The following is a 26,717-nucleotide window of genomic DNA, read 5'->3' on the forward strand; positions in this document are numbered from 1 at the left end:
ATTTTTACGATCATCCCCCCCAAACTGCAAAACACAGGTTGAAATGTAGAAAGAAGACCTGTGCAGAGGACAACGGTATGCGAGCAGTATTGATGGCTGGAGGTTCAGGAACTCGGCTACGCCCCCTCACCTGTGATTTACCCAAACCGATGGTGCCGATCCTGAATCGCCCGATCGCGGAGCATATCGTTAATCTGCTGAAACACCACGGCATCACCGAAATCATCGTCACGCTGCACTACCTACCTGACCTACTGCGCGATTACTTCCAAGATGGCAGCGATTTTGGCGTTCAGATGATTTATGCCGTCGAAGAAGATAAACCCCTAGGAACAGCGGGTTGCGTCAAAAATATTTCAGAATTGCTGGACGAAACCTTTATCGTCATCAGTGGTGATAGCGTTACCGATTTTGATCTCCAAGCCGCGATCGCCTTTCACCATCAGCGACAGGCAAAAGCCACACTCGTCCTGACCCATGTGCCCAATCCCTTGGAATTTGGCGTCGTGATTACCGATGAAACAGGACGCATCCGCCGCTTCTTGGAAAAACCATCGACGAGTGAAATTTTTTCCGACACCGTAAATACGGGAATTTATATCCTGGAACCAGAGGTTTTAGATTATTTGCCAGGGGATTGTGAAACAGATTTTTCAAAGGATCTCTTTCCCCTGCTCCTCGAAAAAGATGAGCCGATGTATGGCTACGTGGCGGATGGCTATTGGTGTGATGTTGGCCACTTGGATGCCTACCGGGAAGCGCAATACGCGGCCCTCTCCCAACAGGTGAAACTGCAAATCGACTACACCTGCCGATCGCCGGGAATTTGGGTGGGTGAAGACACTTGGATTGATCCCAGTGCACGGCTGGAAGCACCGGTGTTGATTGGCAATAACTGCCGAATTGGGTCGCGGGTTTACGTGGAAGCGGGGACGATCGTCGGGGATAACGTGATTGTCGGATCGGATGCCGATCTGAAACGCCCGATCATTTGGAATGGCTCTGTGATTGGAGAAGAAGCCCATTTACGGGCCTGTGTCCTAGCGCGGGGGGTGCGGGTGGCCCGTCGTGCCCATGTTTTGGAAGGGTCGATCGTCGGCCCCCTCTGCACGATCGGCGAAGAAGCCAAAATCAGCCCCAATATCCGCATTTGGCCCAGCAAAGATGTGGAACCGGGGGCCACACTGAACAGCAACCTGATTTGGGGCTATACGGCCCACCGCAACCTATTTGGGCAGCGGGGGGTGGCGGGCATTGCCAATGTGGACATCATTCCGGAATTTGCGGTGAAATTGGGTGCGGCCTACGGGTCTACCCTGAAGCCGGGATCGCAAGTCACGGTTTCGCGGGATCAACGCAGCATTTCCTGGATGGTGTCGCGATCGCTGATTGCAGGGTTAATGTCCGTGGGCATTAATGTGCAGAACTTAGAAGCGACGGCGATTCCCGTATCCCGATCGGTGGTGCCGATTCTGGGTGTGGCGGGGGGCATCCATGTGCGGTTTGATCCAGAGCGATCGAACTACATCTTGATTGAATTTCTCGATGATAAAGGCATCAATATTTCCAAAGTCATGGAAAAGAAAATTGAAGGTGCTTTTTTCAAGGAAGATTTTCGCCGTGCTTCGATTACGGAAATTGGCAATGTGGTGGAAGTGAACCATGCCCTGGATATCTACAGTCGCGTCTTTTCCCAAAACCTCAATGTACAAGTGCTGCAACACAGCGGTGGCAAGGTTGTGATTGACTATGCCTATGCTGTTTCGGGGGCGGTTCTGCCGCAGTTGTTAGCGAAGTTTGGCTGTGATGCGGTGGTGCTGAATGCGAGTTTGACCCAAAATGCCCCCACCCAGGCCGATCGGGAAACCCTGCTCAACCAACTGGGCCATGTGGTGGAAGCGTTGCGGGCCACCTTTGGGGTGCAGGTTTCGGCCAATGGGGAATTGCTGGTGCTGGTCGATGAAACGGGAAGTCCCATCCGTGGGGAAACGCTAACGGCATTGGTGGTGGAACTGATGTTAAATGCCTATCCTCGCAGTGCCGTGGTGGTTCCGGTGCAAACCTCCAGCGCGATCGAAGATATTGCCCGTCGCCATGACGCCCAAGTGATCCGTACCAAGGCCAATCCAACAGCTTTAATGGAAGCCTGCTATAACAATTCCAATGTTGTCTTAGGCGGCAGTGGCGATATGGGTTTTATTTTTCCGCAGCTCCATCCCGGCTTTGATGCGATGTTTTGCATTGCCAAGTTGATTGAGTTATTGACGATGCAGGAACGAACCCTGGGGGAAATCCGGGCCTCCTGTCCCCGCATCACCCACAAAACCTATACGGTGCGCTGTCCCTGGGGCATGAAAGGTTCGTTAATGCGCCATTTGGTGGAAACCCACGCCAATGATGATTTGGAATTAATCGACGGGGTCAAGATTTTCAATAACCAGCATGACAGTTGGGTGTTGGTCTTGCCGGATGCCAGCGAACCCCAGATTCATATTTGTGCCAATGGCCGCGATCGGGCTTGGGTGGATGAGACGCTGCGGGAATATCGCTTGCAAGTGCAGGAATTTGTGATTCAGCAGCAGGGCATCGAAGAGAGTCGGCAAGTTGTTTAATCTTTAACCAGGGGTGGAATGATTAATACCAAATTGATTTATCAATGCGACAGATCCGATCCCCCCTACCCTCCTGAAAAAGGAGGGAATTCAGTCAGATTCTTTCAAAGTTCCCCTTATTAAGGGAGATTTTTGGGGATCGTTATGGGTTGCAATCACAAATTAATTGGGTATGACCAATTGAAAAAGCGGCCCATGGCTGTCGCAACTTTCATCGCAACTTTTCAGTAGTCGCTGAGTCATAGCTTGTAGGTAGCAATATCTGGCCCGATCCCCCTCAGAACGCTCTACCTCAGAACGCTCTACCTCAGAACGCTAGAACCCTGAAAATGCTAGGACACTGAAAACGCTAGGACCCTTTGAAAATCTGCTATGACTTCCCATCCCTCTACCCTACTCAGTACCGCACTCCTGACCCTTTGGTTGGGGGTTGGCATGGTCAGTTGTTCCCAGGCTGCGCCCATCCCATCGCTGCCGGGTTCTCCGTCCAGTATGCCGCGCCCATCCCAAGCCAGCCCCACCCGCCCCGTTGCCAGCCCATCCCCCACGCCCTCGACGCCTGCAAAACCCGTGAATCCCAAACTCATCGCTGCGAACAACCGCTTTAGCTTCAATCTATTGGCTGCCGTGCGGCAACAGGATCGATCGCGCAATGTGTTTATTTCGCCTTCCAGCGTAGCGATCGCGCTGTCGATGCTGTACAACGGAGCTGCTGGGGAAACTCAAAAGGCGATGGCAGAAGCATTACAACTGCAAGACTTAAGCCTAGACGCAGTAAACGCAGCTAATGAGACGTTGAAAACGCGACTGGAATCGGATAATGCTAAGGTCAAGTTAACGATCGCTAATTCCCTCTGGCTCAAGCAGGGCATGACATTTAACCCGGAATTTCTCAGCCGTAATCAGAGGTTTTATCAGGCTAAAGTTGCATCCTTGGATTTTGCCGATCCCCAATCGCCACAGGTGATGAATAACTGGGTGAAACGCAATACCAACGGACGGATTGAAAAAATCGTCGATCGGCTCAATCCCCAAGATGTGTTGTATTTGATGAATGCGATTTACTTCAAAGGGAGTTGGGAAAAACCATTTAACAAACAACAGACGCGGGAGCAGCCGTTTCGGCTAGCCAATGGTCAAACCAAACCGCATCCGATGATGCAGCAGTTTGGTAAGTATTCCTATGCCGAAACGGAGGATTTCCAAGCGATTAGCCTACCCTACAGCGATCGCCGCTTGAGTCTCTATGTCTTTCTGCCGAAGGAAGGTAAAACGCTGGATGCCTTGGCCGATGGCCTGACCGCCGAAACCTGGGAACGGTGGCAGCAACAGTTTGGGAAACGGGAAGGGAGTATTGTGCTACCCAAGTTTAAGCTGGAGTACGATACAGAACTCAAGGATGCACTGACAACGCTGGGGATGAAGTCTGCGTTTATTCCTGGGGTGGCTGATTTTAGGAACCTGAGCGATCGCGCCACATTTATCGGCCAGGTAAAACATAAGACCTTTGTGGAAGTGAATGAAGAAGGAACGGAAGCGGCAGGGGTGACTTCGATCGGGATCCGAACCACGTCTATCCCCCAAGATCCGCCGTTTCAAATGGTGGTCGATCGGCCTTTCTTCTGCGCGTTATACGACAGTCAAACCGGGACGATTCTCTTTATGGGAACGATCGTGGATCCCAGTCGCTAAACTGTAGGACTGGGAGAACCGTAGGGATGGGTGTGGTCAGTTGCGTAGGCGTTGCAGTTGCCAGAATTGCTCACCTTCTGCCCCCGTGACCCGATCGATCTGCCAATTGCGCCAGACCCAAGTGCTGTCCTTTTGGTCGATCGTGGTGGGATCGAGTTGGACGAGTTGAGCCAGTTCCAGGGTTGTGATGCAGTATTGGCGATCGGCGATTTCATCGGCCATGCGCAGCGTTTCCAATCGCGTTTTGAGATCCATGACTTCACCTGGGGCAGGCTGGGTGGCGTTTGTGGGATGGGCAGAAGTGATCGGTGGCCAAGCCGCCGCCGCTTCAGATACGGTCAAGGGTTTAACAGCATTCTCGACAGTGTTCTCTTCTGCGGGTTCCGGGGAGGGCGTGGGTTCAGTGAGTGCAGTAATCGTAAGCTGGCCGATCGCGGGTTCTGGTTGGCTAGCGTCTAATTGACTGGCTTCTAATTGACTAGCGTTTGGTGGCGTTCGATCGAAGCTTTGTTGCTGCAAATATATCGGTCTCCCCTGGGAAAAGGCCCGCGCAATTTCGTCACAGCGCTCGTTACCCGGATCCCCCGAATGGCCGCGCACATAGCGCCATTCCACTTTGGACGAGTTGAGGCGATCGAGGGCTTCCCAGAGATCTTGATTCAGGACAGGTTTGCCCGCTGCGGTTTTCCAGCCTTTGCGTTTCCATCCGGCGAGCCATTGGGTGACGCCTTTGCGGAGATATTCGCTATCGGTGTAGAGCACGATCGGGGTTGTTTGTTCCGAGGCAGCGAAAAATTCGAGGGCTGCAACTGCCGCTTGCATTTCCATGCGGTTATTGGTGGTTTGGGAATCGCCTCCCCCCAATTCCTGTACGGTGCCATCGGCGAAGTAAACGACTGTTCCCCAACCGCCGGGGCCAGGATTGCCAGCACAAGCCCCATCTGTATAAATGCGATCGATTTTGCTGGATGCCATAGCCTACCTTCAATCCGGAATCTGGGATGTCTCACGATCGGCCACCGGCTGCGATCGTCTCGAACACCTGAACTATTATGCCGGATTCTGTGCCTAGAACCTGTCCTCCAGGGCACTACCTCCATACAAAATCGGGGGCAGAGCTTTTTCTTAGTCTAATCGCACTTGTCTGTACACGGTAGAGAAGCACAGGCATAGAAACAATGATCCAGGTGGATACTGCTCCAGCCTGGAAGTGCTGTAGATAACTAAGCCAAAAACTAAGCCAAAAACTAAGCTAATCGATCGGAACTTTGGCGTCATCCTAGAAGTATGCACCCTGATGAGGGATAGGGCATCCAACTTAGACTGCTGGATTTTCAAGCCCTTCCCTCTCTCCTTCAGCCCCTTGGAGGAAATGCTCTATGGCAGCCATGATTGTTCCTGAAATTATTCCTGAACTTGTTCCTGAAAACTTGACCCAGAAGTTATCCCCGAATGTGCTCAACGAAAACACAGATATTGCTGGTTCCTGGGTATCCCATCCCAATTACTTCCATATTCGCGCACGCATTACCACGCTAGTCGATCGTTACCTCAGCAGCGTCCAACTCAATCATCATCTGGCTCATTTTACTGCCCCTGTCGAACATAGCTACAGCTGCCCCTGGCAAGCAACCCCTTTAAACCTCTCGAATCAGGTCATTGGCATCGATCGAGAGTTATTTGTACAGGTTTTAACCAATTTAGTACAGGTTGATCCCATCTCTGCTGAATGCATTTCAGCTTATTTGCAGGAGTGGATGCAATCTTTACCGCAAACAGTGTCGCTTCCACCTATTGCACCGGCCATTCAAACCGCATTAATTAACAACTTGCATCTGCATTATCCAAGCCAGGATTTACCGCAACAACTCTTCCATCGCGTAACCCATACTTGGAGTGCTGTTTCAATTTACTTTTGGTTAATGGCCCATTCAACCAGTGATCTACAGCAGGCGATCGTTCACTTGTTGCAATCGGAAATCCACCAACTCGCACGATTGTGGAGCCTGAGTCGTTGGGCCTTAGGTGAAGGGTTTGTCGTTCAGTTACAGTATTCTCAGCAGGATTTCACCACCCCCTTTGATCATCCCCATTCGCTAGAGCTAGGAGCCAACCATCAGGCAGACTCTCTGCCACTCGTCAAACGGTTACCCATGACGATCGAAATTACCTTTGCATGTCTACAAGTCATGGCACGTCTCCGGGACTGGAATGATCAACTCCATCCGATCGTCTTGCGGGGCTTATTTGAACCAGAATTCTTCCCCTATCAATTTGAGGACAATCCTTTGAGGGAATAAAGGCAGGCTCACGGATATACCAGTGAATCTTGAATGTCTGAATAGAAGACACCCTGAATTTACGATCGCATAAGCTCCTCATCCAATTACTTACATTAATTAGAAGCATTAGGATCTGTCCTACAGATCCAGCGTGTTTACTCAATGCTCAAACGTGTTCACTCAATACTCAAACTTGTTCACTGAATACCATGATGCTTGAGTTCACCATCTTCAATTTTTTAACCTTTTCAAATCAGCAAAACCTATGACTTCAGGAAAACCTATCAACCTCAATCCCAGTCACGATCACAGCACGGCTTGGGTTACTCAAGTTTGGCTATCGTTTATCATTTCAATTGCCGCAACGATGATTGGAATCATCTATGCACCTGTTAACTCTTGGGTACGCGCATACTTAGGAATGGGACTCGTTTTTTCCGTCGGATCGTCCCTCAGCTTAGCGAAAACCACCCGAGATTTACACGAATCTAAAAAAGTACTGTCTCGGATCGATGAAGCCAAACTAGAACGCTTATTGGCTCAGCACGATCCCTATCAACAGTAGGAATCATAATCCATTTAGCACGGCACTTCCCGGTCCTTGGAACATTAACCAGGAAAGAAAGAAGTTAGAAATAAAAATAGCTAATAAGGAGGTAACAACAGCGGTGGTTGTCGATTGACCCACCCCTTTTGCACCTCCTGTTGTTGTTAGGCCCCAACTAGAACCAATAATTGCAATGAGTAAGCCAAACACAACCCCCTTAATGGGAGCACTACATAAATCCCAAAGGTTTACAAAGTTTTTGGCAGAATCTAAAAAAACATGGTGGGAAATACCATACATCCAATCTGCAATGAACATTCCACCCGTCATACCCATTGCAAGGGACATTAGCGTTAGCAACGGTAACATCAAACAGCAGGCAATCACTCGGGGAATCACTAAGTAATCCACCGGATCAGTTCTCAGCATGTAAAGCGCATCAATTTGCTCAGTCACTTGCATGGTTCCCAATTCCGCTGCAAAGGCAGAACCAACCCGTCCAGCCAAAATTACAGCCGTCAGCACCGGAGCAAGTTCCCGAGACAGAGAAATTGCCAGAACGCCCCCTACCGCTGACCCTGCCCCTAAGTTAATAAACTCCCGCGCCACCTGAATCGTAAACACCATCCCGACAAAACTGGCGGTGAGCAGCGCGATCGTCAAAGACTCTGGGCCAACGAGCACCATTTGTTCCAACGTATTCCGGCGATGAATTTTGCCTTGCAATAGGTGCACCACCACCTGACCCGCCAAAAAACAGGCAGCAATCAGACGATTTCCCCACTTAGCAAGCGAACTAGTAGCCATAGAACTTCAGAGATCCAGAATGAAGGCGAATGGAGGACTGAGCAAAACGTCTCTGGGCATAACGTCTCTGTTTGAGCTTACCGTGTTTCTGCAAATTCGAAATCTTTACCCCCCGCTTCTTTGCCCACTGCGGCTTCAACCGTTGGTCAAATCCATAACTGGCCATGCATTCGACCCATAACTCTGGCCTATCAATCTGACCCATGGGTCCCGATCGAAGACAAATGTCAAGATTTTATGACAAGTTTGATCTCGATAAATACCTATTTGTCAGGATTTCATGACAAGACGATCCCCGAAACCCTAATAAAACGGTTGAAACCCTTGTAAAACGATCGTTTCAGGGGTTGATCCCCAAAGGGAATCAGTGCACTATAGGCTCAAGGGTTTGCGATCCCCCATTCGGCTAAAGAAATAGGAGGTGCCATGATTCAAGAAGGAATTCCATTGAGTGAGATGACCCTACGGCAGTTACGCCGAGTAGCCAGTGCCGTAGGCGTCTCCCGTTATAGTCGGATGCGGAAGGATCAGCTACTCACTGCGATCGTGGCTAGACAAGGCTCTGAGGAAGCCACGATCGAAGCTTCTAAGTATGGTTTGCAAGCTGCCGCTGTTGAGAATATTGAAATGCCCCTAGCTGACCTGACCCTCGCTGATGTTGATGAAAGCCTCGCCGATTTGCCGGGTGGCTATGGTGAAAGTCGAATTGTTTTGCTGCCTCGGGATCCGCAATGGGCGTACGCTTACTGGGATATCCCCAACGAGCACAAAGATGAGCTGCGACGGGAAGGCGGCCAACAGTTAGCGCTGCGTCTGTACGATGTGACCGACATCAATGTTAACTACCAGGCACCCCACAGTTTGCAAGAGTACAGTTGCGACGAGCTGTCTCGGGAATGGTATCTACCGGTTCCAGTCAGCGATCGCGATTACGTGGTGGAAATTGGTTACCGGGCTTGGGATGGTCGCTGGCTGAGCTTAGCGCGATCGGCAGCTGTGCGGATTCCTCCGGTTTATCCCTCCGATTGGATTGAAGACCACTTCTTGACCCTTTCCTGGGAAGAGGATTTGACCGGAAAGACTTTTGTAGAATTGGTTCCTCCCAGCAAGAAGGTGGCAGCTGCGGCGGCACAGGGTGGAGTTGGAACGCACGAAGAAATCTTTGGTTTGGCAGGCGACATTGAAGCCCAGCGCGTTGCTGGATCCCTCTACGGTTCCATGCAACACATTCCGGGATCGGTGGCAGGCTCGATTCAGCACATCGAAAGCCTCAGCTCCTATGTCTTCCCTTCGGGTGTCGGGATGTGGGCTGTTCCCACCGTATCGGGTCTCACGATGTCTGGGGCAGGCTTCTCTGCTTCGGCGGCTCCACCCCGTCCTCGCAAGTTCTGGTTGATCGCCGATGCCGAGCTGATCGTCTACGGCGCAACCGAGCCAGATGCCACCGTTTACGTCGATGGCAAACCGATCAAGCTCAACTCCGACGGAACTTTCCGCTTCCAAATGTCCTTCCAAGATGGTGTGCTTAACTTCCCCATCTTTGCTGTGGCAGCAGATGGTGAGCAAAACCGAGCAATCCACATGCACTTTGAGCGGGAGACCTTGGAACGCCGGACAAACACAAAGGAAGAAGCGATCGAAGAATGGATCGATATCCCTTCCTAGGTGGTTGATTGGTCGTTTTTGGGTTAACGGTTTCTCGGTTAACGACCTCTTAGTTAACGACTTCTTAGTTAACGATTTCTTGACAGTTTATTGAGGCCCGCAACTGGCCGTGTATGAAGCCTCAATAAACTTTTCGGAATTTGCGTCTCCCAATGCGTAGGGAGCATTAGGTAAGACATGAAAGCGATGACCCGGTCTTGATCATCTCAACGGCAGTGATTTGATAGAAGCAATCCTGACCGTTGAAGAATCTCTACGAACCAGGTTGATTGTCTGAAATGCTCCCCTCTAGCAAGTTTGATCTCTCCCTTCCTGTCCCCTGGCAATTGCTGGGGGCTTTTTATGGCGTTCTCGCGGTGCAGTCCTAGCAGGCGAGTTCTGGTGGTAGCGTTCTCACCGTGGGATTTAACTTGGGATTCTATGGAAGATTGCTATAGGCTGATAACACAGTTGTGTTAGCCGTAGGATGAGTAATGCAGCGCAAGAACGATACTGTTGCCTTAGTTTTGGCTTTCTTGATTACCGCTGGATTGTTGGGGACAGGGCTGTGGTGGCTACAACGATCGGGCATGCAAATCCAACTGCCGACCCCTCTGAATCAACTCACTACAGGCAATCTCAACGATCGTCTCAGTTCTGGCAACCAACTGCTGATTTTGGACAATGCCAGTCCAGACAAAATTCAAGGCGTGCAAGCCTTCAGCCAAGGGGACTTGCCACGGGCCATCTCTCAATTTGAGACCGCATTAGCCGCCCAGCCCAATGATCCAGAAACGCGAATTTATTTAAATAACGCGAAAGCCACCCTTGGGGAGCGCCAGGGTGGAACGGTCTTTACCATCGCCGTCAGTGTGCCGATCGGAAGTAACTTAAACGTTGCCAAGGAAATGCTTCGGGGGGTCGCCCAGGCCCAAATGGAACTGAATCAACAGAATCGTGGCTTTGCAACCAAGATTTTGCTAGCCAATGATGACAATAATCCCGAAATTGTGCAGGCCATTGCCACCCAACTGGTCAACCATCCAGAAGTGGTGGCGGTGGTAGGCCATAATGCCAGTAATGCGTCCCTCGCGGGGGCACCCATTTACCAAGCCGGAAAGTTGGTGATGATTTCGCCCACCAGCTTTGGCAAAAATTTAACCGACATTGGCGATCACATTTTCCGAACAGTCCCCAATGTTCGATCGGTTGCTAATTTGATTGCTAGATACGCGGTCAAAACCGATCGCAAAACCAAACTGGCAGTCTGCGCCGATGCCCAAGCAGAGGAACCCAAAACTTCGCGGGACGAATTTATTGCAGCACTCTTTGATTTACAGGCTCAGTATATTAATGTCCCCTGCGACCTCTCCGCGCCAGATTTTAATCCTGAGGTCATCATTCCCAAACTGGTTAGCTCCGGTGCTGAAGGTGTGTTTCTAGCACCCTATATCGATCGCCTCGATCGGGCCACGAGGTTTGCCCGGGCGAACCAAGGCCGACTCCTGCTCTACGGGAGTTCGACACTGTTTACCTTTAAGACGCTACAGACGGGACAAGCGGATATCAAAGATCTCGTGTTGGCCGTTCCCTGGCATCCCGATGCCTTTCCCAACAATCCCTTCCCTGGCAATGCCCGCCAACTGTGGGGTGGAGCAGTGAACTGGCGCACCGCCATGGCCTTTGATGCCTTCCAAGCGATCGGGCAAGCCTTGCACACGGCTCCCCGTCGTTCCGGAACCGCCAATCCCCCAGCAGCATTCCGAGATCAGGTGCGATCGCAGATTCAACAAACCTTGGCAAAACCCGATTTTGAAGCCAATGGTGCAGCAGGCAAAATTCAGTTTTTGCCATCCCGCGATCGCAATGGTGCAGCGGTTTTAATTACGGTGAAACCGGGAAGTGCTTCCGGCGCAGGCTATGACTTTGTCCCTGTGCCCGCGATCGCTGCGCCAAATGGATCCCCCTAGGATGATTCCATCTGTTCTTGGTAAATCTGATGCAGTAAATGCTCCAAGGGTTCCTCGGGGCAATATTCGATCAGTTGTTCAAATACATCTAGCAACTTCGCCGCACTGTCTCCCAGCATTGGACTCAAGCCCCACACATCCTGCACCCAATCCTGGGCCGTAGAGTCATCAAAAATGACACGCTCTAGTAATTGCTTGGTTTCTGTTTTGGACATTGCCATTTTCAATCATCACCTGTAAGGAGTATGGACTGGCAGCCTGGTTGAACCACCGCTAATGATTCTAAAGGACGATCGGACGGGAACGATGGAGAACCCAGACTCTCACACAAACGCTCCCACGGACGATCATACGGGTGATCACGATTGAGGGATAGCGAGATGTCCCCTCTGGCCTGTAACCTAGACCCTGTAGCCTTCCGTCTGAATCGTCTTCCACTATGACGCCCCAAGAAATTCCTAACATTCTAGCCACGCTTTTTGGCGATCGCGTCCAAGCCTTAGCCCCCGGTTCCTATCAAATTGAGCAGGATGGATTCCGGCTACTCGTCTTGCTTTCGGATGACCAAGCTTGGTTGCGGATGTTGGTTCCGATCGCCCCTGCCGTGGAAGCACAAGCCTTTTTGCAGGAATTATTGGAAGCGAACTTTGACGAAACCCAGGAAACCCGCTATGCCATTCAGCAAGAGGTTCTCTGGGCAGTGTTTCACCACACCTGCGAAAGTTTAACACCCGAAGATTTCAAGGCCGCGATTCAGCGGTTAATTGTCCTGTTCCAAGACGGGCTTAATACGGCGTTTAATGCCTTTATCGAAAAACAAGTGCGTCAAATCATCCGAGCTGCCAAACTGCAAGGGCAAACGATGGAAGCAACCCTGCAAACCCTGGAGCGTTTCTATACAGAAGGGGTAATGGGAGATTTGGAAGATAGCGAAAATGCTAAAAATCAAACCCTAGCGGCATGGCGCTATCAGTTAGAACGGTTATGGCCTGAGGTTGATCCTTAAAAACCAAGGGTGAGGAAATGGGAATAGCAGTTCGATCGGCCTTGAGGTGGGAGTGGAATCGTTGTAATTCAGTAGAACAGGGTTGGGTGGAGGGGTGAAATTGTGAAAACAGACCGGAAAACCTTTTTCCAAAATCGTGCCAGCTTGCGTTCCTATTTGTTGGACGTGGCGGCGGCGGATGGTGATGCCCCTGCAACGGGCGATCGGGTGCTGAATTTTCGCCATGTCCCGATTAAGGTAGGCGTAACGGGCTATGTCTTGAAAGGCGATCGCATTTTGTTGTTAGAGCGATCGAACTTAGTGCAATTTCCCGGTAAGTGGAGTACGGTATCTGGCTACATCGACAATGTGGATTGGATTCACGATCGCCCCAATTTTTGCCGAGATCATTTAATCCAGGAATTTCAGGAAGAAATTGGTTGGCAATTATCGGACACGCAGTTATCCGACACAATGCAGCTTTGGGAATGTGGCACGTATACGATCGATGAACCCACGGTCAAATTGCACTTGGAAATGTTTGCCCTCAAAGTTGAACAAACCGTACCGGAAATTTGTTTGAATTGTGAACACACGGCCTATCAATGGCAATCGATCGATCAATTAGCTGCCCTAGAACCGATTTTGATGCCGCATTTTATTCCAGCTTTGCAAGTGGCGGGATTACTGCGATCGGCCTAATTTATGATCGGTCTAATTACGATCGGCTGAATTGAGAATGCAATTGCAGAACTAGAGGGATTGAGATCGTTATGGATGAAGCTCAGTTAGATTTACTGCAAGTTCTTCGGGAAGATTACGATCGCTTTCCCAACGATCAAACCTATGGCATTTATGCAGCAGATGTCTTTTTCAAAGACCCCATGAATCAATTTCGAGGGATCGATCGCTATCGCCAGATGATTGGTTTTATTCAGCAATGGTTTCGTGATGTACGGCTGGACTTACACCAGATCACCCAAGACGGCCCCCACATTCGCACCGACTGGACTTTGCACTGGACCACACCCCTGCCCTGGCAGCCCCGCATCGCCATTTCCGGCTGGAGCGAGTTAATCACCAACGACCAAGGACTAATTATTTCTCATATTGACTACTGGCACTGTTCCCGCTGGTCTGTCCTACAACAGCATCTCCCATGGCACACCCCCACCCCCTAACCTATCCCACTTCCCACTCTCCCACTCCTCCAATCCTCATTCCCTACCTTCCCCAGCAAACCGCCCGGAAATCCAATCCCTATGCCACAATGAAAATAAGTTAAAAAACGTAAACATTGCTCAGAGTAGGAATTCAGACTCCCATGCGTGTAATTTTGATGACCGGAAAAGGTGGCGTAGGCAAGACTTCCGTTGCGGCTGCCACTGGCCTGCGTTGTGCGGAGCTGGGTTACAAGACGCTGGTGTTAAGTACTGATCCGGCTCACTCTTTGGCCGATAGTTTTGATATGGAACTGGGCCACGAACCGCGATCGGTCCGGCCCAACCTATGGGGTGCAGAACTCGACGCACTCATGGAACTGGAAGGCAATTGGGGCGCGGTGAAACGCTACATCACCCAGGTATTGCAAGCGCGGGGACTGGAAGGCGTCCAAGCGGAAGAGCTGGCGATTCTGCCGGGGATGGATGAAATTTTTGGCCTCGTACGGATGAAACGCCACTATGACGAAGGCGAGTATGATGTCCTGATTATTGATTCGGCTCCGACGGGGACGGCATTGCGGTTGCTGAGTTTGCCAGAAGTGGGCGGCTGGTACATGCGCAAGTTTTATAAGCCGTTCCAGGGGATGTCCATGGCTTTGCGCCCGATCGTGGAGCCGTTGTTCCGACCGATCGCGGGTTTTTCCTTGCCGGATAAGGAAGTCATGGATGCGCCCTACGAGTTTTATGAGCAGATCGAAGCACTGGAAAAGGTGCTGACCGACCCGACTAAAACTTCAGTGCGGTTGGTCATGAATCCAGAAAAGATGGTGATTAAGGAATCGCTACGGGCTCACGCTTATTTAAGTTTGTACAATGTGGCAACGGATTTAGTGATTGCCAATCGCATCATTCCAGAGAGCGTTCAGGATCCCTTCTTCCAACGCTGGAAGGAAAACCAACAGCAATACAAGCAGGAAATTCATGATAATTTCCGGCCTTTGCCCATCAAGGAAGTTCCGCTGTATTCCGAAGAGATGTGTGGCTTGGCAGCCCTCGATCGCTTGAAGGAGACGCTGTTTGGCGGCGGCGAAGATCCCACCCAAGTGTATTACAAGGAAACAACCTTGCGGGTAGTGCAGAAGGACAACCAGTACAGTTTGGAAATGTATTTACCGGGAATTGAAAAGAGTCAAATTGAACTGAGTAAAACGGGAGATGAGTTGAATGTTCGGATTGGCAACCATCGCCGCAATTTAGTGTTGCCGCAGGCGTTGGCAGCCCTGCAACCGGCGGGGGCCAAGATGGAGGAAGACTATCTCAAGATTCGCTTTGCAGATCCGGCCAGAGCTTGATCCTGCATTCTTGATCCTACATTGACGTGCATTGAGTCGCTTGATCTATGGGGCAACCACCAGTAGGACGGCTTGGCGATTCCTGAAACTGGAAGGCCAAACGGTGACGATCGATTTGAGTGACTATCCCCTCTACCCCATCAACCGACTTTTGGGAATGCGGGCTTGGATAGTTGAAAAAGAGTGATGCAAAAGGGTGATGCAAAAGGGTGATGCAAAAGGTTAATGCAACAAAGTTAAGACAGGGCGATCGACCTGGTGGATTGCCTTGGGTGGGCTCTTGGGTGACGTGTGGAGCCTTCAAGTTTGCCCCCTGGATCAAATAGGACAATAAATTGGTGCTGGGGTTCGAGCCCGTCGCAGGACTTTGGCGTAGCCGTCGGCGTCAGATTTTTTGGCGAAACGCGCGATCGTCACTCGTTGCATGTTTGGCAACAAGCGCACGACCAGCCATCGCGTCATGCGATCGCGATAGGTCATAATATTCACATCTCCAATGCAAGTTGGAACTAGCCAGTGCAGAACTTTCCACGGGACGCACTGGCTTCTAGTTTATTGATTCAAATCATATCACACAAGTTTTCTGTGCATTCAAACAAGTTTTCTAGGGTTTGATTGGGTGATTCGGTGGCGACTACGGGAGATTATGGCAAGGGAGCGGATGACCAACAAGCGGTTATCTGACTTGATGAACGTTCATCCCAACACAATTTCTAATCTGAAAAAACAGGACAACATGCCTCATCTAGGAGGCGATACACTAAACGCCCTATGCAAGTACCTCAACTGCACCCCTAGCGACTTAATCGAATACAAGCCCGATCGGGATGATGCCACGGATCCCTAGGGGACGATCGTTGGTACACAATCGCTGCCAATTGCAGTCTTCTATGCCATGATCGGAAGCACGACCCACGGAAACACGACACAAAGTTGTGAAGTTGTTCGTCAGTCATCCCGTGATTTATCGCTGACTCCATGCCGCTCCTCGCACCTCTTTCCACTGGCCTCGTTCTTGAAAACCGTTACGAAGTCGCACAATTTCTGGGCTACGGCGGATTTGGACGCACCTATCTCGCCCGCGATCGTCACCGCTTCAACGAACTCTGTGTCCTCAAGGAATTTGCGCCCCAAATCAGCGAACCCAGCATCCTGCGCAAAGCCGAAGAACTCTTCCAACGGGAAGCCGGAACCCTCTACCAACTGCGCCACCCCCAAATCCCAGAATTCCGAGCCCTGCTGTCCATCCGCTACCAAGGCCAAGACGCCCTTCTCCTCGTCGAACAATATATTGCAGGCCAGTCCTACGAAACCTGGGTCGATCGTGGCAACCGCTTCACCGAAGCCGAGGCCATCCAGTTTCTGCTGGATATGCTGCCCATCCTCAGCTACATCCACGATCGCGGCGTCATCCACCGAGACATCGCCCCCGACAACCTGATTCGCGAACAAACCAGCGGCAAACCCTTCCTGATTGACTTCGGCAGCGTACGCCAAGTCGCCACAACCGCCCTGCAACTGTCCGGCAGTCCCGGTATGGGCACCCAAATCCACAAACCCGGATTTTCCCCGCCCGAACAATTACGTGGCGAAGTCTTTCCCAGTACCGACCTCTATTCCCTCGCCGTCACCACCCTCGTCCTGCTGACGGGTCGATCGCCCATGGAACTCTACAACGACCACCAAGCCCAATGGCATTGGCGATCGTTCGTCCCAGTCAGCCCTGCCCTCGGCAATTTACTCGATCGCCTTCTCTCCCACAGTCCCCGCGATCGCTACAGTTCCGCCCGCGAAGTCCAAACCCTCCTACAGTCCCTCCCACAGCGATCGACCCCAGCCAACTCGATCCCCCCCAACCCCTCTCCCCAACCCCGCGCCAGCTACATCCCCACTCCCCACTCCCCAAGTCCCAACTCCCCACCTCCCCACGCCCAACCTCCCTACTCTCCCACTCCCCAACCCTCCACCTCGACTCCCCCAACCCCTGCCTCCCATCCGCTCTCCCGCATGAACACGGTGGCCATTTCTCCCGCAACGCCCTACCCCGCCACCCCCCAAGCCAAGCCGCAACCTACCCCACAGTCCAGTTCCCTACCGATTCGATCGGCAGAAACCTCATCCGGCACGATCGTGGCAGCCCCCGGTAATCCTCGCCCCAGCCGTACCACCTCTGCACCCGCTACGGATGGAACCTGGATGTGGTCGATCCTCGCTCTGCCCTTCCGCCTACTCAAAGGCTGTTTCAAACTCCTCGGGTTTGGCTTTAAAACCGTTGATTGGGTGATGACCTGGGTGTGGCGGGTCATTTTGATCGGGGTGCTACTGGTGGGCAGTGCGATCGCGTCTTTTCTGTGGAAGTTAGATTTGACACCGAATTGGCAGTTTCCTGAAATCAAAATGCCGGAGCTGAAACTCCCGGAAGTTAAGCTACCGGAAGTCAAGCTGCCCGATATCCAACTCCCCAACCCCGCCGCCGAGAAGCCCAAAACCTGTTCTGATAGTGTCTTTACTCGCTATGAACAGGTCGGCTTAACCAAGCAGGACTTCTACCGACAGGTGAATCAGGAATTCTACGATCGCTACCCGGAACGGGTCGGCAGGCCCCTGACCGGGGATGCCAGCGATGCCAAACTGCGGCAGGAATGGTGCCAAATTGCGGAAACGGTGCTGGATCGAGCAGCCCGCGATCGGCGTTAAGGAGCATTCACCCGGCACTCCAATTTAGGCCACTTCATCATTGACACGAATAAAGAACAAATGTACTATCTAATCAAGTGTTCTTTATTCGCGAGTGGTGTCCTAGTTAGTGATATGGATTCATGGCTGCGTGACGGATAGCATAGCTTGCATATTCACCCACATATGGTACAGCTATGGCTTCACAAACCACTCTCTTGGACGCTCTGTTTTTGGTTGGTCAGATATTTAGATCCATCAGCAAGGAGAGCAAAACAATGGATGCAAGTAGTCACTTACGCATACCTGAAGAGCCGTGTGTAGTAGTTAAACAAGCACTTGAAGAAGGGGGAGATCTGCGGGCAAACATAGAAAAAATTTGCAGAAACAATCAATTCAACATTGATACTGTAATTGATATTGATGCTGTAATTGATTATGCAAATGCCCTTGCTGATTCGCGTAAAAACAAACCTCCACTGGAGTCTTATAACCCGACAGGTGCTTTTGACATCCCAGATTAAACAGCACGTTAAAACTAGAGGAGAGCTAGTTAGTGGTTTTATATACTGAAGGGAACGTTGTAATTTCTTTCAAGCTGTGAAACTAGCTTCTCTAAATAGAGCATGTCTTCTTCTTTAGGATAATCACCTTCAAACATCACAACTAGTCTTTTAAGGTACGTCACAACAACTTCTCTAGACTCTGGTGTTTTTAGATATCTCTCAACTTTAGGAAGTACAGGATATTGAGATACAACTTTTATAATGTACTTGAGAGCTGTTACGTAAGAGTCCTTTCCTTTATAAAGCGCCTTGCCTTCTTCTTCTAGAGAGCGAACATAAAAAGGTTCAATTGGGATTGGGAATCCGTGCCTAATACTACAGATGAGCCACGCTTTGAGATAAGATGTAACATCATCATAGAATGGGAGAGCCCAAAACTTTGCAGTTCCTGTTATTCCTAAAGCTTCATTGCAAGCTGTCCCTACTAGATGATAAAAGGGAGATTGCTGGTCTTTGTCTTCCGTAAAGCCCTCAATCAAACCTCTCTCTGCCTCTTTGCGAGCCCTCAAGTCTTGATTAAATTTCTTAATTTCATCTTCAAGATGTTCGGGTGATTTTTGGTATATGTGTTGAATATATTCACAGAATACTGCACGACTAAAATAGCTGGGAATTTTTTCACCACCTGCAGAGTATAGAACATCCAGGAACTCTAGCTCTTGCTCCAAGCGGTATCTATTATTTACTTGTCGAAGTAAATTTGCCCTTTCATGTTCAGCCAGTTGCTCTTGAGTTCTCTTGCATTCACTGATTCTTTCAATCACATATTTATTAGTGAAGAGTAGGAAAAAGCTAATTAGTCCGAACTCCACAACTACAGGAAAAATGATAGGAGTAAGAAATTGGGTAACATTGGAGGGCTGATTATTAGGAGGTGATGCAGCTTTCTCTTTGGGTGTTGGTGGAGCTTGCTCTTGAATAGAGCGTTGCACAGCCATACCAAACCAAAATGAACAACCAGCAATTGAGATACATAGAAGCGCTGCTACCAACTGAAAACTTTCAGGTCTCCATTTACCAATTCTTCGTTGCCAGGGTGATTTTTTCTTATTAGGAATTGCCTTCATAGCTATTTGCTCACCATATTTTATTGATTGGAACCCGAGGATTCCAGTATTGTTTACTGTAGTCCCATCGAATTAGATAAGACAAAAAACTGTTGGCTATAGCTTGCTTCAGAAAGCGTTTAGCAAATAAGTCTTAATATCATATTATTCATGAGGCAAATCTTTTTGAGTTAATTTTCTTAACAAGTTTGGATCTTCTTGTAAACACTTATAGATTCTGGCACGCATGTAAAGCGCTGTATTCTTATTGACATCAAGTGCTTGAGCAAGTTGTCTTACAGTGATATTTGATGGCGTACTGAAGATTAGGTGAATTGCCTGAAACCATTTCTGTAGATCAAGATGGGTTTTGTGGAATAGGGTTCCAACTGTAACACTGTACGAGGTGAAACAGTCTTTGCAGTGGTACCGATGGGTATGTGTGTATGCACTGGATCTTGTCGATCCACAGTATGGACATTGGGGCTTTCCTCCCCAGCGAATTTGCTCTAAATGCTTTATGCACTCATCTTCAGTCTGTGGAAACATTGAGGCTAGTAGTTTTAAGGTCAAGCTTTAGTGAATTAGAGGCTTAACCTTAACTACTTGCTAGAACGCTAGAGTTTGTTCAGGAATTGATTTTAATAGTTGGTATTCTCGTTTATCCGTTGTTTTAATGGATCCATAAGGCATGGTTTGGTACACCATACTCAAATCAGTGAATGCCCTCAGCCACCGCTCTCTATACAACCTAATTTTTGATCCCAGTGGCCGCAACTCCGCGAATGAATTGCTTTTGACTGACAAGAAAAATCACCCCGATCGGAATTGTGGCGATCGTCACGGCTGCCATCATCAGTCCCCAATTGTTCGTAAATTGCTCCTGAAAACTGGCTAGCGCTAACTGCACCGTTTGCAACTCCGGTCGAGTGGTGAAGACCAACGGCTTAAACAAGTCATTCCACTCGCCAATAAAGGCAAACAAAAACAGCGTCACCAAAGCCGGTCGTGCCAAGGGCAACAAAATCTGCCAGAGAATTTGCCAGCGATTGGCTCCATCCAAAGCCGCCGCTTCCTCCAGTTCGATCGGAATCGCCAGAAAATATTGCCGCAGCAGAAAAATTCCAAAGCCATTCACCGCCGACGGCAAAATCAACGCCCCGTAGGTATTAATCAGATGCCCTGTCTTCAGCACTAAAAAAATGGGGATCACGAGGATTTGTAACGGAATAATTAAGGTCGCCAGAATAATTAACAAAAGAAGCGACTTGCCCCAGAACCGCAGTCGCGCCAAAGCATAGCCCGCCAGCGCCGACGTAATCATCTGGAAAACCGTGACCCCCACCGCCACGATCGTCGAGTTGGCAAAGGCGACCCAAAAATTTCCCTGCTGCCAGGCGGCCTGATAATTGGCCAGCGACCAGCCTTCAGCCCCCTGAAACGACACCCACAACACCAAGCCCAGCGGCACCAGAACGATCGCCGCTCCAACGCCAAGCCCGATCGCTTTCATGACCGACTGCAAAACGACTGGCGTCACCCCGCTTGGCGTCACCCCGCTTGGCATCACTATGGACTTAACAATCGAGGTGATCCTTTGCATGACGATCGGCAATCTCCGGCCTAGCATTACTTCCAATCAATCAGGACAAGTCTTCTGACTCTATTAATAGCCCTACATGGACGGCATACCATAGCAGAACGCTATATAAGCAAAGGCGATTCAGGGAATTTGCTCATCAGATGACACGATGCCTGACCATACAGGTTAAAGTGTAGAGTGGGAATTCACAAAACTTCTTGATTCTTTTTCTTTACATAGAAGGGATAATCTGAAGCTGGTAGCTCCCAGCATGTTCATGATGAGGAGATGACGAGTCTATGCCGCAACTTGAGGTGATGCCAGAACTCGACTATCAGAGTCCAGTTTACAAAGATGCCTATAGCCGCATCAACGCGATCGTAATCGAAGGCGAAGAAGAGGCGTATAGCAACTACAACCAACTGGCAGAACTCATGCCCGACGATGCCGCTGAACTCCAAAAGCTGGCAAAAATGGAGTTCAGACACAAGAAAGGGTTTGAAGCCTGTGGCAAAAACCTAGAGGTTAACCCCGATCTGCTTTTTGCCAAGGAATTCTTTGCAGAGCTGCATGGGAACTTTCAAGCAGCCGCAGCCGCCGGCAAAATTGTGACTTGCTTACTGATCCAGTCCTTGATCATTGAGTGCTTCGCCATTTCGGCTTACAACATCTACATCCCTGTGGCCGATGACTTTGCACGCAAGATCACCGAAGGGGTTGTCAAGGATGAATATCTCCACCTCAACTACGGTGAAGAATGGCTGAAGGCAAACTTTGAAGCCTCCCGCGCTGAACTAGAGGACGCTAACAAGCAAAATCTTCCCCTGGTTTGGAAAATGCTGAACCAAGTTGAACAAGATGCCAAAAAGCTGGGGATGGAGCGGGAAGCCCTCGTAGAAGACTTTATGATTTCCTACGGTGAAGCCCTCGCTAATATCGGTTTTTCCACCCGCGATATCATGCGGATGTCGGCCTACGGACTTGCTGCTGTATAGAGCGTTCATGATTTGAGCCACTGGGGGCGCGATCGATCGCGCCCCCAATCCACTTGTCTGGGATCCTTTTATCTAACCCTCTCCCGTCACGCCCATGTTTGGTCTCATTGGTCATCTCACAAGCCTTCAACACGCCCAATCCGTTGCCCGAGATCTGGGTTACCCAGAGTATGCCGACCAGGATCTTGATTTTTGGTGCAGTGCACCGCCCCAGATTGTTGATGAGATTAAGGTCACCAGCGCAACGGGACAGGTGATTGAGGGTCGCTATGTGGAGTCCTGTTTTCTACCGGAAATGCTGGCGACTCGGCGGTTCAAGGCAGCGACTCGCAAAATCATCAATGCCATGGCCCACGCCCAAAAAAACGGGTTAAACATCACAGCACTCGGCGGTTTTTCCTCGATTATTTTTGAGAACTTTGACCTGTCACAGTTCCGGCAAATTCGCAACGTCACGCTGGAATTTGACAAGTTCACCACCGGCAACACCCACACGGCTTACATCATCGCCCGCCAGGTGGAACAGGCTTCGCAACAATTGGGGATGAAGCTTTCAGACTGCACGATCGCGGTTTGTGGGGCAACGGGGGATATCGGCAGCGCCGTCTGTCGCTGGTTGAACCAGCGGACGGATATGAAGGAACTGCTGCTGATTGCCCGCAACCAGGAGCGTTTGGAGAACCTGCAAGCGGATCTAGGCCGCGGCAAAATTATGCCCTTGGAAGCAGCTCTACCGGAAGCAGACATTATTGTGTGGGTCGCCAGTATGCCCAAGGGGGTGGAGATCGACCCGACTCAGTTGAAGCAACCCTGTCTCTTGATTGATGGCGGCTATCCCAAGAACTTGGGTAACAAGATCCAGCATCCTGGGGTTCATGTGCTGAATGGCGGCATTGTGGAGCATTCCCTGGACATTGACTGGAAGATCATGAACATCGTCAACATGGATGTGCCCCAACGGCAGCTATTTGCTTGCTTTGCGGAATCCATGCTGCTGGAGTTTGAGAAATGGTATACCAATTTCTCCTGGGGACGGAATTTGATTTCCACGGAAAAAATGGAACAAATCGGAGCCGCATCGGTCAAGCACGGGTTCCGGCCTTTGCTGTTGTCAGGCATTAGTTAGCTTTTTTCGCGAGTGTTCTGTGTTGCGCTCCCACAGCTAGCCCGTCCTATGCCCTGCAATCCCCAGCCCTGAATGCAATACGTTCTGATCATTCATGAAGTTGAAGACTACCTAGCGTGGAAGCGGGTTTTCGACGCCGCTGCCTCCATGCGCAAGGCAGCGGGTGAACGATCGTACCAGGTTCTCAAATATGAGCATGATGCCAACCGCATTGTGCATTTCTCGGTCTGGACTTCGATCGACGCTGCCCGACGGTTCTTTGAGTCCCCTGAACTCGTGCAAATTCGCAAAGAAGCCGGGGTGAAGGCTCCTGAGTTTCTCTATTTGGAGCAGCTTGAGGCGGGCGATTTGTAAGGCAATTTATCAATCGCTGTCGCGGGGAACCCCCCAGCGATCGCCCCGGTTCGGTTTTCACGATGATTGAGGTTCCAAGGAGATTCCCCCTTAGCTTTATGCTTATTGAAGGAGTTTGATCTCTCCGCCCGTCCGTTTCATTCTGAATCCCTATGGCAACGCCCGATCGCAAACCCGTTTTGCTCGACTTCGAGAAGCCCCTCGCTGAACTAGAGGGCCGCATTCAACAAATTCGTGACCTAGCCGACGAAAACGAAGTCGATGTCGGCGAACAAATTCGGCAGTTGGAAGCCAGGGCACAACAACTGCGGCAGGAAATTTTTGGCAACCTGACGCCAACGCAGCGGCTACAAGTGGCGCGCCATCCCCGTCGCCCCAGCACCCTGGACTATATCCAAGCCATTAGTGACGAATGGATCGAATTGCATGGCGATCGTGGTGGCTTTGACGATCCAGCCGTGGTGGGCGGTGTGGCACGGCTGGATGGTCGGCCTGTGATGATGCTGGGTCAGCAAAAGGGGCGGGATACAAAGGATAATATTGCCCGCAACTTTGGCATGGCTTCGCCCGGTGGCTATCGCAAGGCTATCCGATTGATGGAACATGCCGATCGATTTGGTATGCCGATTCTCAGCTTTATTGATACCCCTGCGGCTTGGGCGGGCCTGGAAGCGGAGGAATTTGGGCAAGGGGAAGCGATCGCCTTTAATTTACGGGAGATGTTCCGCTTTGAGGTGCCGATTATCTGTACTGTAATTGGCGAGGGGGGATCCGGTGGGGCCTTGGGGATTGGCGTCGGCGATCGCTTAATGATGCTGGAACACGCCGTGTACAGTGTGGCTCCCCCCGAAGCCTGTGCTGCCATTCTCTGGCGGGATGCCGCTAAAGGCCCCCAAGCCGCAGCAGCCCTCAAAATCACCTCAGAGGATTTGGCAAACTTGGGCTTGATTGACGAAATTGTGAAAGAACCTACGGGAGCTGCCCATTCTGATCCGGTACAAGCCACTGAACTACTGAAGGAAGCCCTACTACGCAACCTCCATGAGTTAGATCAGCTCACCAGTCAACAGCGACGAGAGCTACGCTATCGCAAGTTCCGGAACATGGGCAAATTTACAGAAGCAACCGTCTAAGCAATTCTAAGGATTGGGCATGGTGTTATTCTCCATGCCTTTTTCAATACCAACCAGGGAGCCCTCAGGGTTCCCAGCAACGATGCTGAATCAGTTTCTGACCCAGTTTTGATGAAGCCAATTTTTAGGCAAGGTTAATCCAAGGGTGAGAATTGGCTGTCAGGATAGTAGCAGCCCACCCCAGATGTGCAGAACAGTCTGCTGAAAGGATACCCCTTGAGAAGATGCGGGAATAGAGAAAAATCAATCCGTCGCCGTGATTCCGTTAATACTTGTTCCCCTACCCATCTGCAACAAATGCTATAATTTGAAGTCGTAACAATTGTTTACATCTTTTTTTAAGATCGCACTCTGCTTTTGTTTTCCATGAACAGACGCTTGTGAAGAACAAGAGTGACGCAGCGATCGTAGTTTTTTAGGCAACTTTCTTAACTCATTGCGAGAACAGTACGTTGACTCAAACGCGATACGCTCTGATTACTGGAGCCAGTAGTGGAATTGGTAAGGCTACGGCGCTTGCATTTGCTGAGGCAGGGATTCATCTAGTTTTGATGGGTCGCAACTTGGCAAAGTTGGAAGCGGTGGCGGCGATCGCCCGTCAATCCGGTGTGGAGGTTCAGGTATACAGCCTGGATTTTGCTGACCTGGCAGGAATCCAACCGCAGGTCAATACCATTGCTAGTTCGGTACCGCGCCTCGACATTGTGGTGAACAATGCTGGAATGGGATATACCGGCTTGTTGGCAGAAACTTCTCTGAAGGATTGGCAGCAAGTGATCGATTTAAACCTGACCAGCGTATTCCAATGTATCCAAGGAGTTTTACCCGTCCTGCGATCGCAGCGCAGCGGCACCATTATTAACGTTGCTTCCGTTGCAGCACACCAAACGTTCCCCAATTGGGGCGCTTACTGTGTCAGCAAGTTTGGCTTACTGGCGCTTTCAAAAACGCTGGCAGCGGAAGAGCGAACCCATGGAATTCGGGTGGTCACCATTTCCCCTGGCTCCGTGAATACGGAACTGTGGGATACGGAAACGGTAGAGGCAGATTTCGATCGTACTGCCATGCTGACTCCGGAAGTGGTGGCTCAATCGATTTTGCACATGGCGCAAATGCCCTCAACCGCAGTTGTGGAAGAACTTGTCCTGATGCCGAATGCTGGCACATTTTAGGTTCAAGTTTGGCAGGATGGCTCTTGTTTGATTAAACGCTTGGGCAAATGCTTGAGCCAACATTGTTCAGCAAGGGCTTTGGTCAGTTTTTGATTACACACTCTACCCTCAATTCATTATGACGCTTGCAAAGGATATGTCTCCCCTAACCTCCAGTCTCGAAGCAGAATTGACCCGTAACACCCTGCGTGAAGAAGGCGATGCCGATTATTTTGCCTCCATGGAATCTGCTGTTCGAGAAATGCTGATTGGGGTGGGGGAAGATCCCAATCGGGAAGGGTTGCTTAAGACACCGAAGCGGGTGGCTAAGGCGATGCAGTTCCTCACGAGTGGCTATAGCCAATCCCTAGAGGAGTTGCTGAATGGGGCAATTTTTGACGAAGGACATAATGAAATGGTGCTCGTGCGCGACATCAATTTCTTTAGTCTGTGTGAGCACCATATGTTGCCGTTTATGGGCCGTGCCCACGTTGCGTATATTCCTAACCAAAAGGTTGTCGGACTGAGTAAGCTGGCTCGGATTGTGGAAATGTATTCTCGCCGTTTGCAGGTTCAGGAACGTCTGACCCGTCAGATTGCGGAAGCGTTGCAGGATGTATTGCAGCCCCGAGGTGTGGCAGTGGTGATGGAAGCAACTCACATGTGCATGGTAATGCGTGGGGTGCAAAAGCCGGGTTCTTGGACGGTGACAAGTGCCATGGTGGGGTCTTTCCAGGAAGACCACAAGACGCGGGAAGAGTTCTTGAATTTGATCCGCCATCAACCGGCCTTTTTCTAAGGGCATTCACGGTGCTTCCTAACGTCGGGCTATGACATTAGGAAATAGATTTTGACGGATTTACTGAATGGGCTGAATGAACAAAAGTTGAATAGACAAGAGGTATGGCGATCGCCATACCTTTTTTATTGAGATGGGAAATTTTATTGGGACGGGAAATGGAAGGGCTGCTGATCGGGGTCGCTGACACAGCGGCGATCGCTGCATTTGGGTAAAAGCGAGGCGGACTGCATCG

Annotated in this window: 27 protein-coding genes; 20 read left to right on the top strand and 7 right to left on the bottom strand. The window is 50.4% G+C overall.

All coding sequences use genetic code 11. The features are described from left to right. Nucleotides 1-77: 77 nt before the first annotated feature. Both H6G21_RS12275 and H6G21_RS12280 read left to right on the top strand, forming a co-directional pair. Entirely contained in the window at nt 78-2,612 is a 2,535-nt protein-coding gene (locus H6G21_RS12275) for a mannose-1-phosphate guanyltransferase (protein WP_190573697.1), read from the top strand. 372 nt (nt 2,613-2,984) lie between these two features. Next, nucleotides 2,985-4,304, top strand: coding sequence for a serpin family protein (locus H6G21_RS12280; RefSeq protein ID WP_190573698.1), 1,320 nt, complete (start codon nt 2,985-2,987; stop codon nt 4,302-4,304). A 36-nt stretch (nt 4,305-4,340) separates the two neighbouring features. Here the strand turns inward: H6G21_RS12280 and rnhA are convergent, their stop codons facing one another. Continuing rightward, complete coding sequence (gene rnhA / locus H6G21_RS12285; protein ID WP_190573699.1) at nt 4,341-5,279, bottom strand: ribonuclease HI; 939 nt, start codon at nt 5,277-5,279, stop codon at nt 4,341-4,343. A 404-nt stretch (nt 5,280-5,683) separates the two neighbouring features. Here rnhA and H6G21_RS12290 point away from each other — a divergent pair, with 404 nt between their 5' ends. Both H6G21_RS12290 and H6G21_RS12295 read left to right on the top strand, forming a co-directional pair. Further along, complete coding sequence (locus tag H6G21_RS12290) at nt 5,684-6,604, top strand: hypothetical protein (protein WP_190573700.1); 921 nt, start codon at nt 5,684-5,686, stop codon at nt 6,602-6,604. A 247-nt stretch (nt 6,605-6,851) separates the two neighbouring features. After that, nucleotides 6,852-7,151 (top strand): YiaA/YiaB family inner membrane protein, encoded by a 300-nt coding sequence (locus H6G21_RS12295; protein ID WP_190573701.1) that lies wholly within the window; start codon nt 6,852-6,854, stop codon nt 7,149-7,151. Between the two features lie 3 nt (nt 7,152-7,154). Here the strand turns inward: H6G21_RS12295 and H6G21_RS12300 are convergent, their stop codons facing one another. After that, complete coding sequence (locus H6G21_RS12300) at nt 7,155-7,940, bottom strand: MlaE family lipid ABC transporter permease subunit (protein ID WP_190573702.1); 786 nt, start codon at nt 7,938-7,940, stop codon at nt 7,155-7,157. A gap of 426 nt (nt 7,941-8,366) precedes the next feature. Between H6G21_RS12300 and H6G21_RS12305 the strand changes: the two genes are divergently transcribed. Both H6G21_RS12305 and H6G21_RS12310 read left to right on the top strand, forming a co-directional pair. Beyond that, a complete protein-coding gene (locus tag H6G21_RS12305; protein ID WP_190573703.1) occupies nt 8,367-9,605 on the top strand; it encodes a DUF4912 domain-containing protein in 1,239 nt (412 codons plus the stop codon). 473 nt (nt 9,606-10,078) lie between these two features. After that, nucleotides 10,079-11,554, top strand: coding sequence for an ABC transporter substrate-binding protein (locus H6G21_RS12310; protein WP_190573704.1), 1,476 nt, complete (start codon nt 10,079-10,081; stop codon nt 11,552-11,554). Here H6G21_RS12310 and H6G21_RS12315 read toward each other — a convergent pair. Continuing rightward, the gene (locus tag H6G21_RS12315; protein WP_190573705.1) at nt 11,551-11,775 is read right to left on the bottom strand and encodes a hypothetical protein; all 225 of its coding nucleotides are present in this window, start codon (nt 11,773-11,775) and stop codon (nt 11,551-11,553) included. The two genes, H6G21_RS12310 and H6G21_RS12315, sit on opposite strands and share 4 nt — an antisense overlap. 218 nt (nt 11,776-11,993) lie before the next feature. On the opposite strand from H6G21_RS12315, the gene H6G21_RS12320 reads away from it, so the two are divergent. The 5 genes from H6G21_RS12320 (at nt 11,994) to H6G21_RS12340 (ending at nt 15,241) form a co-directional block, all read left to right on the top strand. After that, the gene (locus H6G21_RS12320) at nt 11,994-12,560 is read left to right on the top strand and encodes a hypothetical protein (protein ID WP_190573706.1); all 567 of its coding nucleotides are present in this window, start codon (nt 11,994-11,996) and stop codon (nt 12,558-12,560) included. Nucleotides 12,561-12,662: 102 nt separating this feature from the next. Beyond that, the gene (locus tag H6G21_RS12325; protein ID WP_190573707.1) at nt 12,663-13,241 is read left to right on the top strand and encodes an NUDIX domain-containing protein; all 579 of its coding nucleotides are present in this window, start codon (nt 12,663-12,665) and stop codon (nt 13,239-13,241) included. A 71-nt stretch (nt 13,242-13,312) separates the two neighbouring features. Next, on the top strand, nt 13,313-13,720 hold the full coding sequence (locus H6G21_RS12330; RefSeq protein ID WP_190573708.1) for a DUF2358 domain-containing protein: 408 nt from the start codon (nt 13,313-13,315) through the stop codon (nt 13,718-13,720). A gap of 143 nt (nt 13,721-13,863) precedes the next feature. Continuing rightward, nucleotides 13,864-15,054: a TRC40/GET3/ArsA family transport-energizing ATPase gene (locus H6G21_RS12335; RefSeq protein WP_190573709.1), complete on the top strand. Its 1,191-nt coding sequence runs from the start codon at nt 13,864-13,866 to the stop codon at nt 15,052-15,054. Nucleotides 15,055-15,085: 31 nt separating this feature from the next. Further along, the gene (locus tag H6G21_RS12340; RefSeq protein WP_190573710.1) at nt 15,086-15,241 is read left to right on the top strand and encodes a hypothetical protein; all 156 of its coding nucleotides are present in this window, start codon (nt 15,086-15,088) and stop codon (nt 15,239-15,241) included. A gap of 131 nt (nt 15,242-15,372) precedes the next feature. Here the strand turns inward: H6G21_RS12340 and H6G21_RS12345 are convergent, their stop codons facing one another. Next, nucleotides 15,373-15,543, bottom strand: a complete 171-nt coding sequence (locus H6G21_RS12345) for a hypothetical protein (RefSeq protein ID WP_190573711.1) — start codon at nt 15,541-15,543, stop codon at nt 15,373-15,375. Nucleotides 15,544-15,673: 130 nt separating this feature from the next. Here H6G21_RS12345 and H6G21_RS26030 point away from each other — a divergent pair, with 130 nt between their 5' ends. The 3 genes from H6G21_RS26030 (at nt 15,674) to H6G21_RS12360 (ending at nt 18,254) form a co-directional block, all read left to right on the top strand. Then, nucleotides 15,674-15,901, top strand: a complete 228-nt coding sequence (locus H6G21_RS26030) for a helix-turn-helix domain-containing protein (RefSeq protein WP_190573712.1) — start codon at nt 15,674-15,676, stop codon at nt 15,899-15,901. A 131-nt stretch (nt 15,902-16,032) separates the two neighbouring features. After that, nucleotides 16,033-17,751: a serine/threonine-protein kinase gene (locus tag H6G21_RS12355; protein ID WP_190573713.1), complete on the top strand. Its 1,719-nt coding sequence runs from the start codon at nt 16,033-16,035 to the stop codon at nt 17,749-17,751. Nucleotides 17,752-17,927: 176 nt separating this feature from the next. Next, the gene (locus H6G21_RS12360) at nt 17,928-18,254 is read left to right on the top strand and encodes a hypothetical protein (RefSeq protein ID WP_190573714.1); all 327 of its coding nucleotides are present in this window, start codon (nt 17,928-17,930) and stop codon (nt 18,252-18,254) included. A gap of 38 nt (nt 18,255-18,292) precedes the next feature. Here the strand turns inward: H6G21_RS12360 and H6G21_RS12365 are convergent, their stop codons facing one another. The 3 genes from H6G21_RS12365 to H6G21_RS12375 all read right to left on the bottom strand — a co-directional run bounded on the left by H6G21_RS12365 (nt 18,293) and on the right by H6G21_RS12375 (nt 20,855). After that, nucleotides 18,293-19,363, bottom strand: a complete 1,071-nt coding sequence (locus H6G21_RS12365; RefSeq protein ID WP_190573715.1) for a hypothetical protein — start codon at nt 19,361-19,363, stop codon at nt 18,293-18,295. Nucleotides 19,364-19,507: 144 nt separating this feature from the next. Continuing rightward, entirely contained in the window at nt 19,508-19,891 is a 384-nt protein-coding gene (locus H6G21_RS26225; protein ID WP_190573716.1) for a transposase, read from the bottom strand. Between the two features lie 202 nt (nt 19,892-20,093). After that, nucleotides 20,094-20,855, bottom strand: coding sequence for an ABC transporter permease subunit (locus H6G21_RS12375; RefSeq protein WP_190573771.1), 762 nt, complete (start codon nt 20,853-20,855; stop codon nt 20,094-20,096). A 368-nt stretch (nt 20,856-21,223) separates the two neighbouring features. Here H6G21_RS12375 and H6G21_RS12380 point away from each other — a divergent pair, with 368 nt between their 5' ends. The 6 genes from H6G21_RS12380 (at nt 21,224) to folE (ending at nt 26,482) form a co-directional block, all read left to right on the top strand. After that, nucleotides 21,224-21,919, top strand: a complete 696-nt coding sequence (locus H6G21_RS12380) for an aldehyde oxygenase (deformylating) (RefSeq protein ID WP_190573717.1) — start codon at nt 21,224-21,226, stop codon at nt 21,917-21,919. Between the two features lie 94 nt (nt 21,920-22,013). Next, nucleotides 22,014-23,045 (top strand): long-chain acyl-[acyl-carrier-protein] reductase, encoded by a 1,032-nt coding sequence (locus H6G21_RS12385; RefSeq protein ID WP_190573718.1) that lies wholly within the window; start codon nt 22,014-22,016, stop codon nt 23,043-23,045. Nucleotides 23,046-23,117: 72 nt separating this feature from the next. Beyond that, a complete protein-coding gene (locus tag H6G21_RS12390) occupies nt 23,118-23,399 on the top strand; it encodes an antibiotic biosynthesis monooxygenase (protein WP_190573719.1) in 282 nt (93 codons plus the stop codon). A 152-nt stretch (nt 23,400-23,551) separates the two neighbouring features. Further along, nucleotides 23,552-24,532, top strand: coding sequence for an acetyl-CoA carboxylase carboxyltransferase subunit alpha (locus H6G21_RS12395; protein WP_190573720.1), 981 nt, complete (start codon nt 23,552-23,554; stop codon nt 24,530-24,532). A 452-nt stretch (nt 24,533-24,984) separates the two neighbouring features. Next, a complete protein-coding gene (locus H6G21_RS12400; protein ID WP_190573721.1) occupies nt 24,985-25,704 on the top strand; it encodes an SDR family oxidoreductase in 720 nt (239 codons plus the stop codon). Nucleotides 25,705-25,840: 136 nt separating this feature from the next. After that, the gene (folE, locus tag H6G21_RS12405; RefSeq protein WP_347278012.1) at nt 25,841-26,482 is read left to right on the top strand and encodes a GTP cyclohydrolase I FolE; all 642 of its coding nucleotides are present in this window, start codon (nt 25,841-25,843) and stop codon (nt 26,480-26,482) included. Nucleotides 26,483-26,717 lie beyond the last annotated feature (235 nt).

It is taken from the genome of Alkalinema sp. FACHB-956 (assembly GCF_014697025.1).
In the GTDB taxonomy this organism is placed as follows: domain Bacteria; phylum Cyanobacteriota; class Cyanobacteriia; order Leptolyngbyales; family Leptolyngbyaceae; genus Alkalinema.

Coding starts and splice junctions, on each gene's coding strand:
- H6G21_RS12335 (WP_190573709.1), top strand. CDS start 13,864: ATGCGTGTAATTTTGATGACCGGAAAAGGTGGCGTAGGCAAGACTTCC.
- H6G21_RS12365 (WP_190573715.1), bottom strand. CDS start 19,363: ATGAAGGCAATTCCTAATAAGAAAAAATCACCCTGGCAACGAAGAATT.
- H6G21_RS12330 (WP_190573708.1), top strand. CDS start 13,313: ATGGATGAAGCTCAGTTAGATTTACTGCAAGTTCTTCGGGAAGATTAC.
- H6G21_RS12320 (WP_190573706.1), top strand. CDS start 11,994: ATGACGCCCCAAGAAATTCCTAACATTCTAGCCACGCTTTTTGGCGAT.
- H6G21_RS26225 (WP_190573716.1), bottom strand. CDS start 19,891: ATGTTTCCACAGACTGAAGATGAGTGCATAAAGCATTTAGAGCAAATT.
- H6G21_RS12305 (WP_190573703.1), top strand. CDS start 8,367: ATGATTCAAGAAGGAATTCCATTGAGTGAGATGACCCTACGGCAGTTA.
- H6G21_RS12295 (WP_190573701.1), top strand. CDS start 6,852: ATGACTTCAGGAAAACCTATCAACCTCAATCCCAGTCACGATCACAGC.
- H6G21_RS12395 (WP_190573720.1), top strand. CDS start 23,552: ATGGCAACGCCCGATCGCAAACCCGTTTTGCTCGACTTCGAGAAGCCC.
- rnhA (WP_190573699.1), bottom strand. CDS start 5,279: ATGGCATCCAGCAAAATCGATCGCATTTATACAGATGGGGCTTGTGCT.
- H6G21_RS12315 (WP_190573705.1), bottom strand. CDS start 11,775: ATGGCAATGTCCAAAACAGAAACCAAGCAATTACTAGAGCGTGTCATT.
- H6G21_RS12375 (WP_190573771.1), bottom strand. CDS start 20,855: ATGAAAGCGATCGGGCTTGGCGTTGGAGCGGCGATCGTTCTGGTGCCG.
- H6G21_RS12360 (WP_190573714.1), top strand. CDS start 17,928: ATGGCTTCACAAACCACTCTCTTGGACGCTCTGTTTTTGGTTGGTCAG.
- H6G21_RS12300 (WP_190573702.1), bottom strand. CDS start 7,940: ATGGCTACTAGTTCGCTTGCTAAGTGGGGAAATCGTCTGATTGCTGCC.
- H6G21_RS12355 (WP_190573713.1), top strand. CDS start 16,033: ATGCCGCTCCTCGCACCTCTTTCCACTGGCCTCGTTCTTGAAAACCGT.
- H6G21_RS12290 (WP_190573700.1), top strand. CDS start 5,684: ATGGCAGCCATGATTGTTCCTGAAATTATTCCTGAACTTGTTCCTGAA.
- folE (WP_347278012.1), top strand. CDS start 25,841: ATGTCTCCCCTAACCTCCAGTCTCGAAGCAGAATTGACCCGTAACACC.
- H6G21_RS12380 (WP_190573717.1), top strand. CDS start 21,224: ATGCCGCAACTTGAGGTGATGCCAGAACTCGACTATCAGAGTCCAGTT.
- H6G21_RS12275 (WP_190573697.1), top strand. CDS start 78: ATGCGAGCAGTATTGATGGCTGGAGGTTCAGGAACTCGGCTACGCCCC.
- H6G21_RS12385 (WP_190573718.1), top strand. CDS start 22,014: ATGTTTGGTCTCATTGGTCATCTCACAAGCCTTCAACACGCCCAATCC.
- H6G21_RS12280 (WP_190573698.1), top strand. CDS start 2,985: ATGACTTCCCATCCCTCTACCCTACTCAGTACCGCACTCCTGACCCTT.
- H6G21_RS12390 (WP_190573719.1), top strand. CDS start 23,118: ATGCAATACGTTCTGATCATTCATGAAGTTGAAGACTACCTAGCGTGG.
- H6G21_RS12310 (WP_190573704.1), top strand. CDS start 10,079: ATGCAGCGCAAGAACGATACTGTTGCCTTAGTTTTGGCTTTCTTGATT.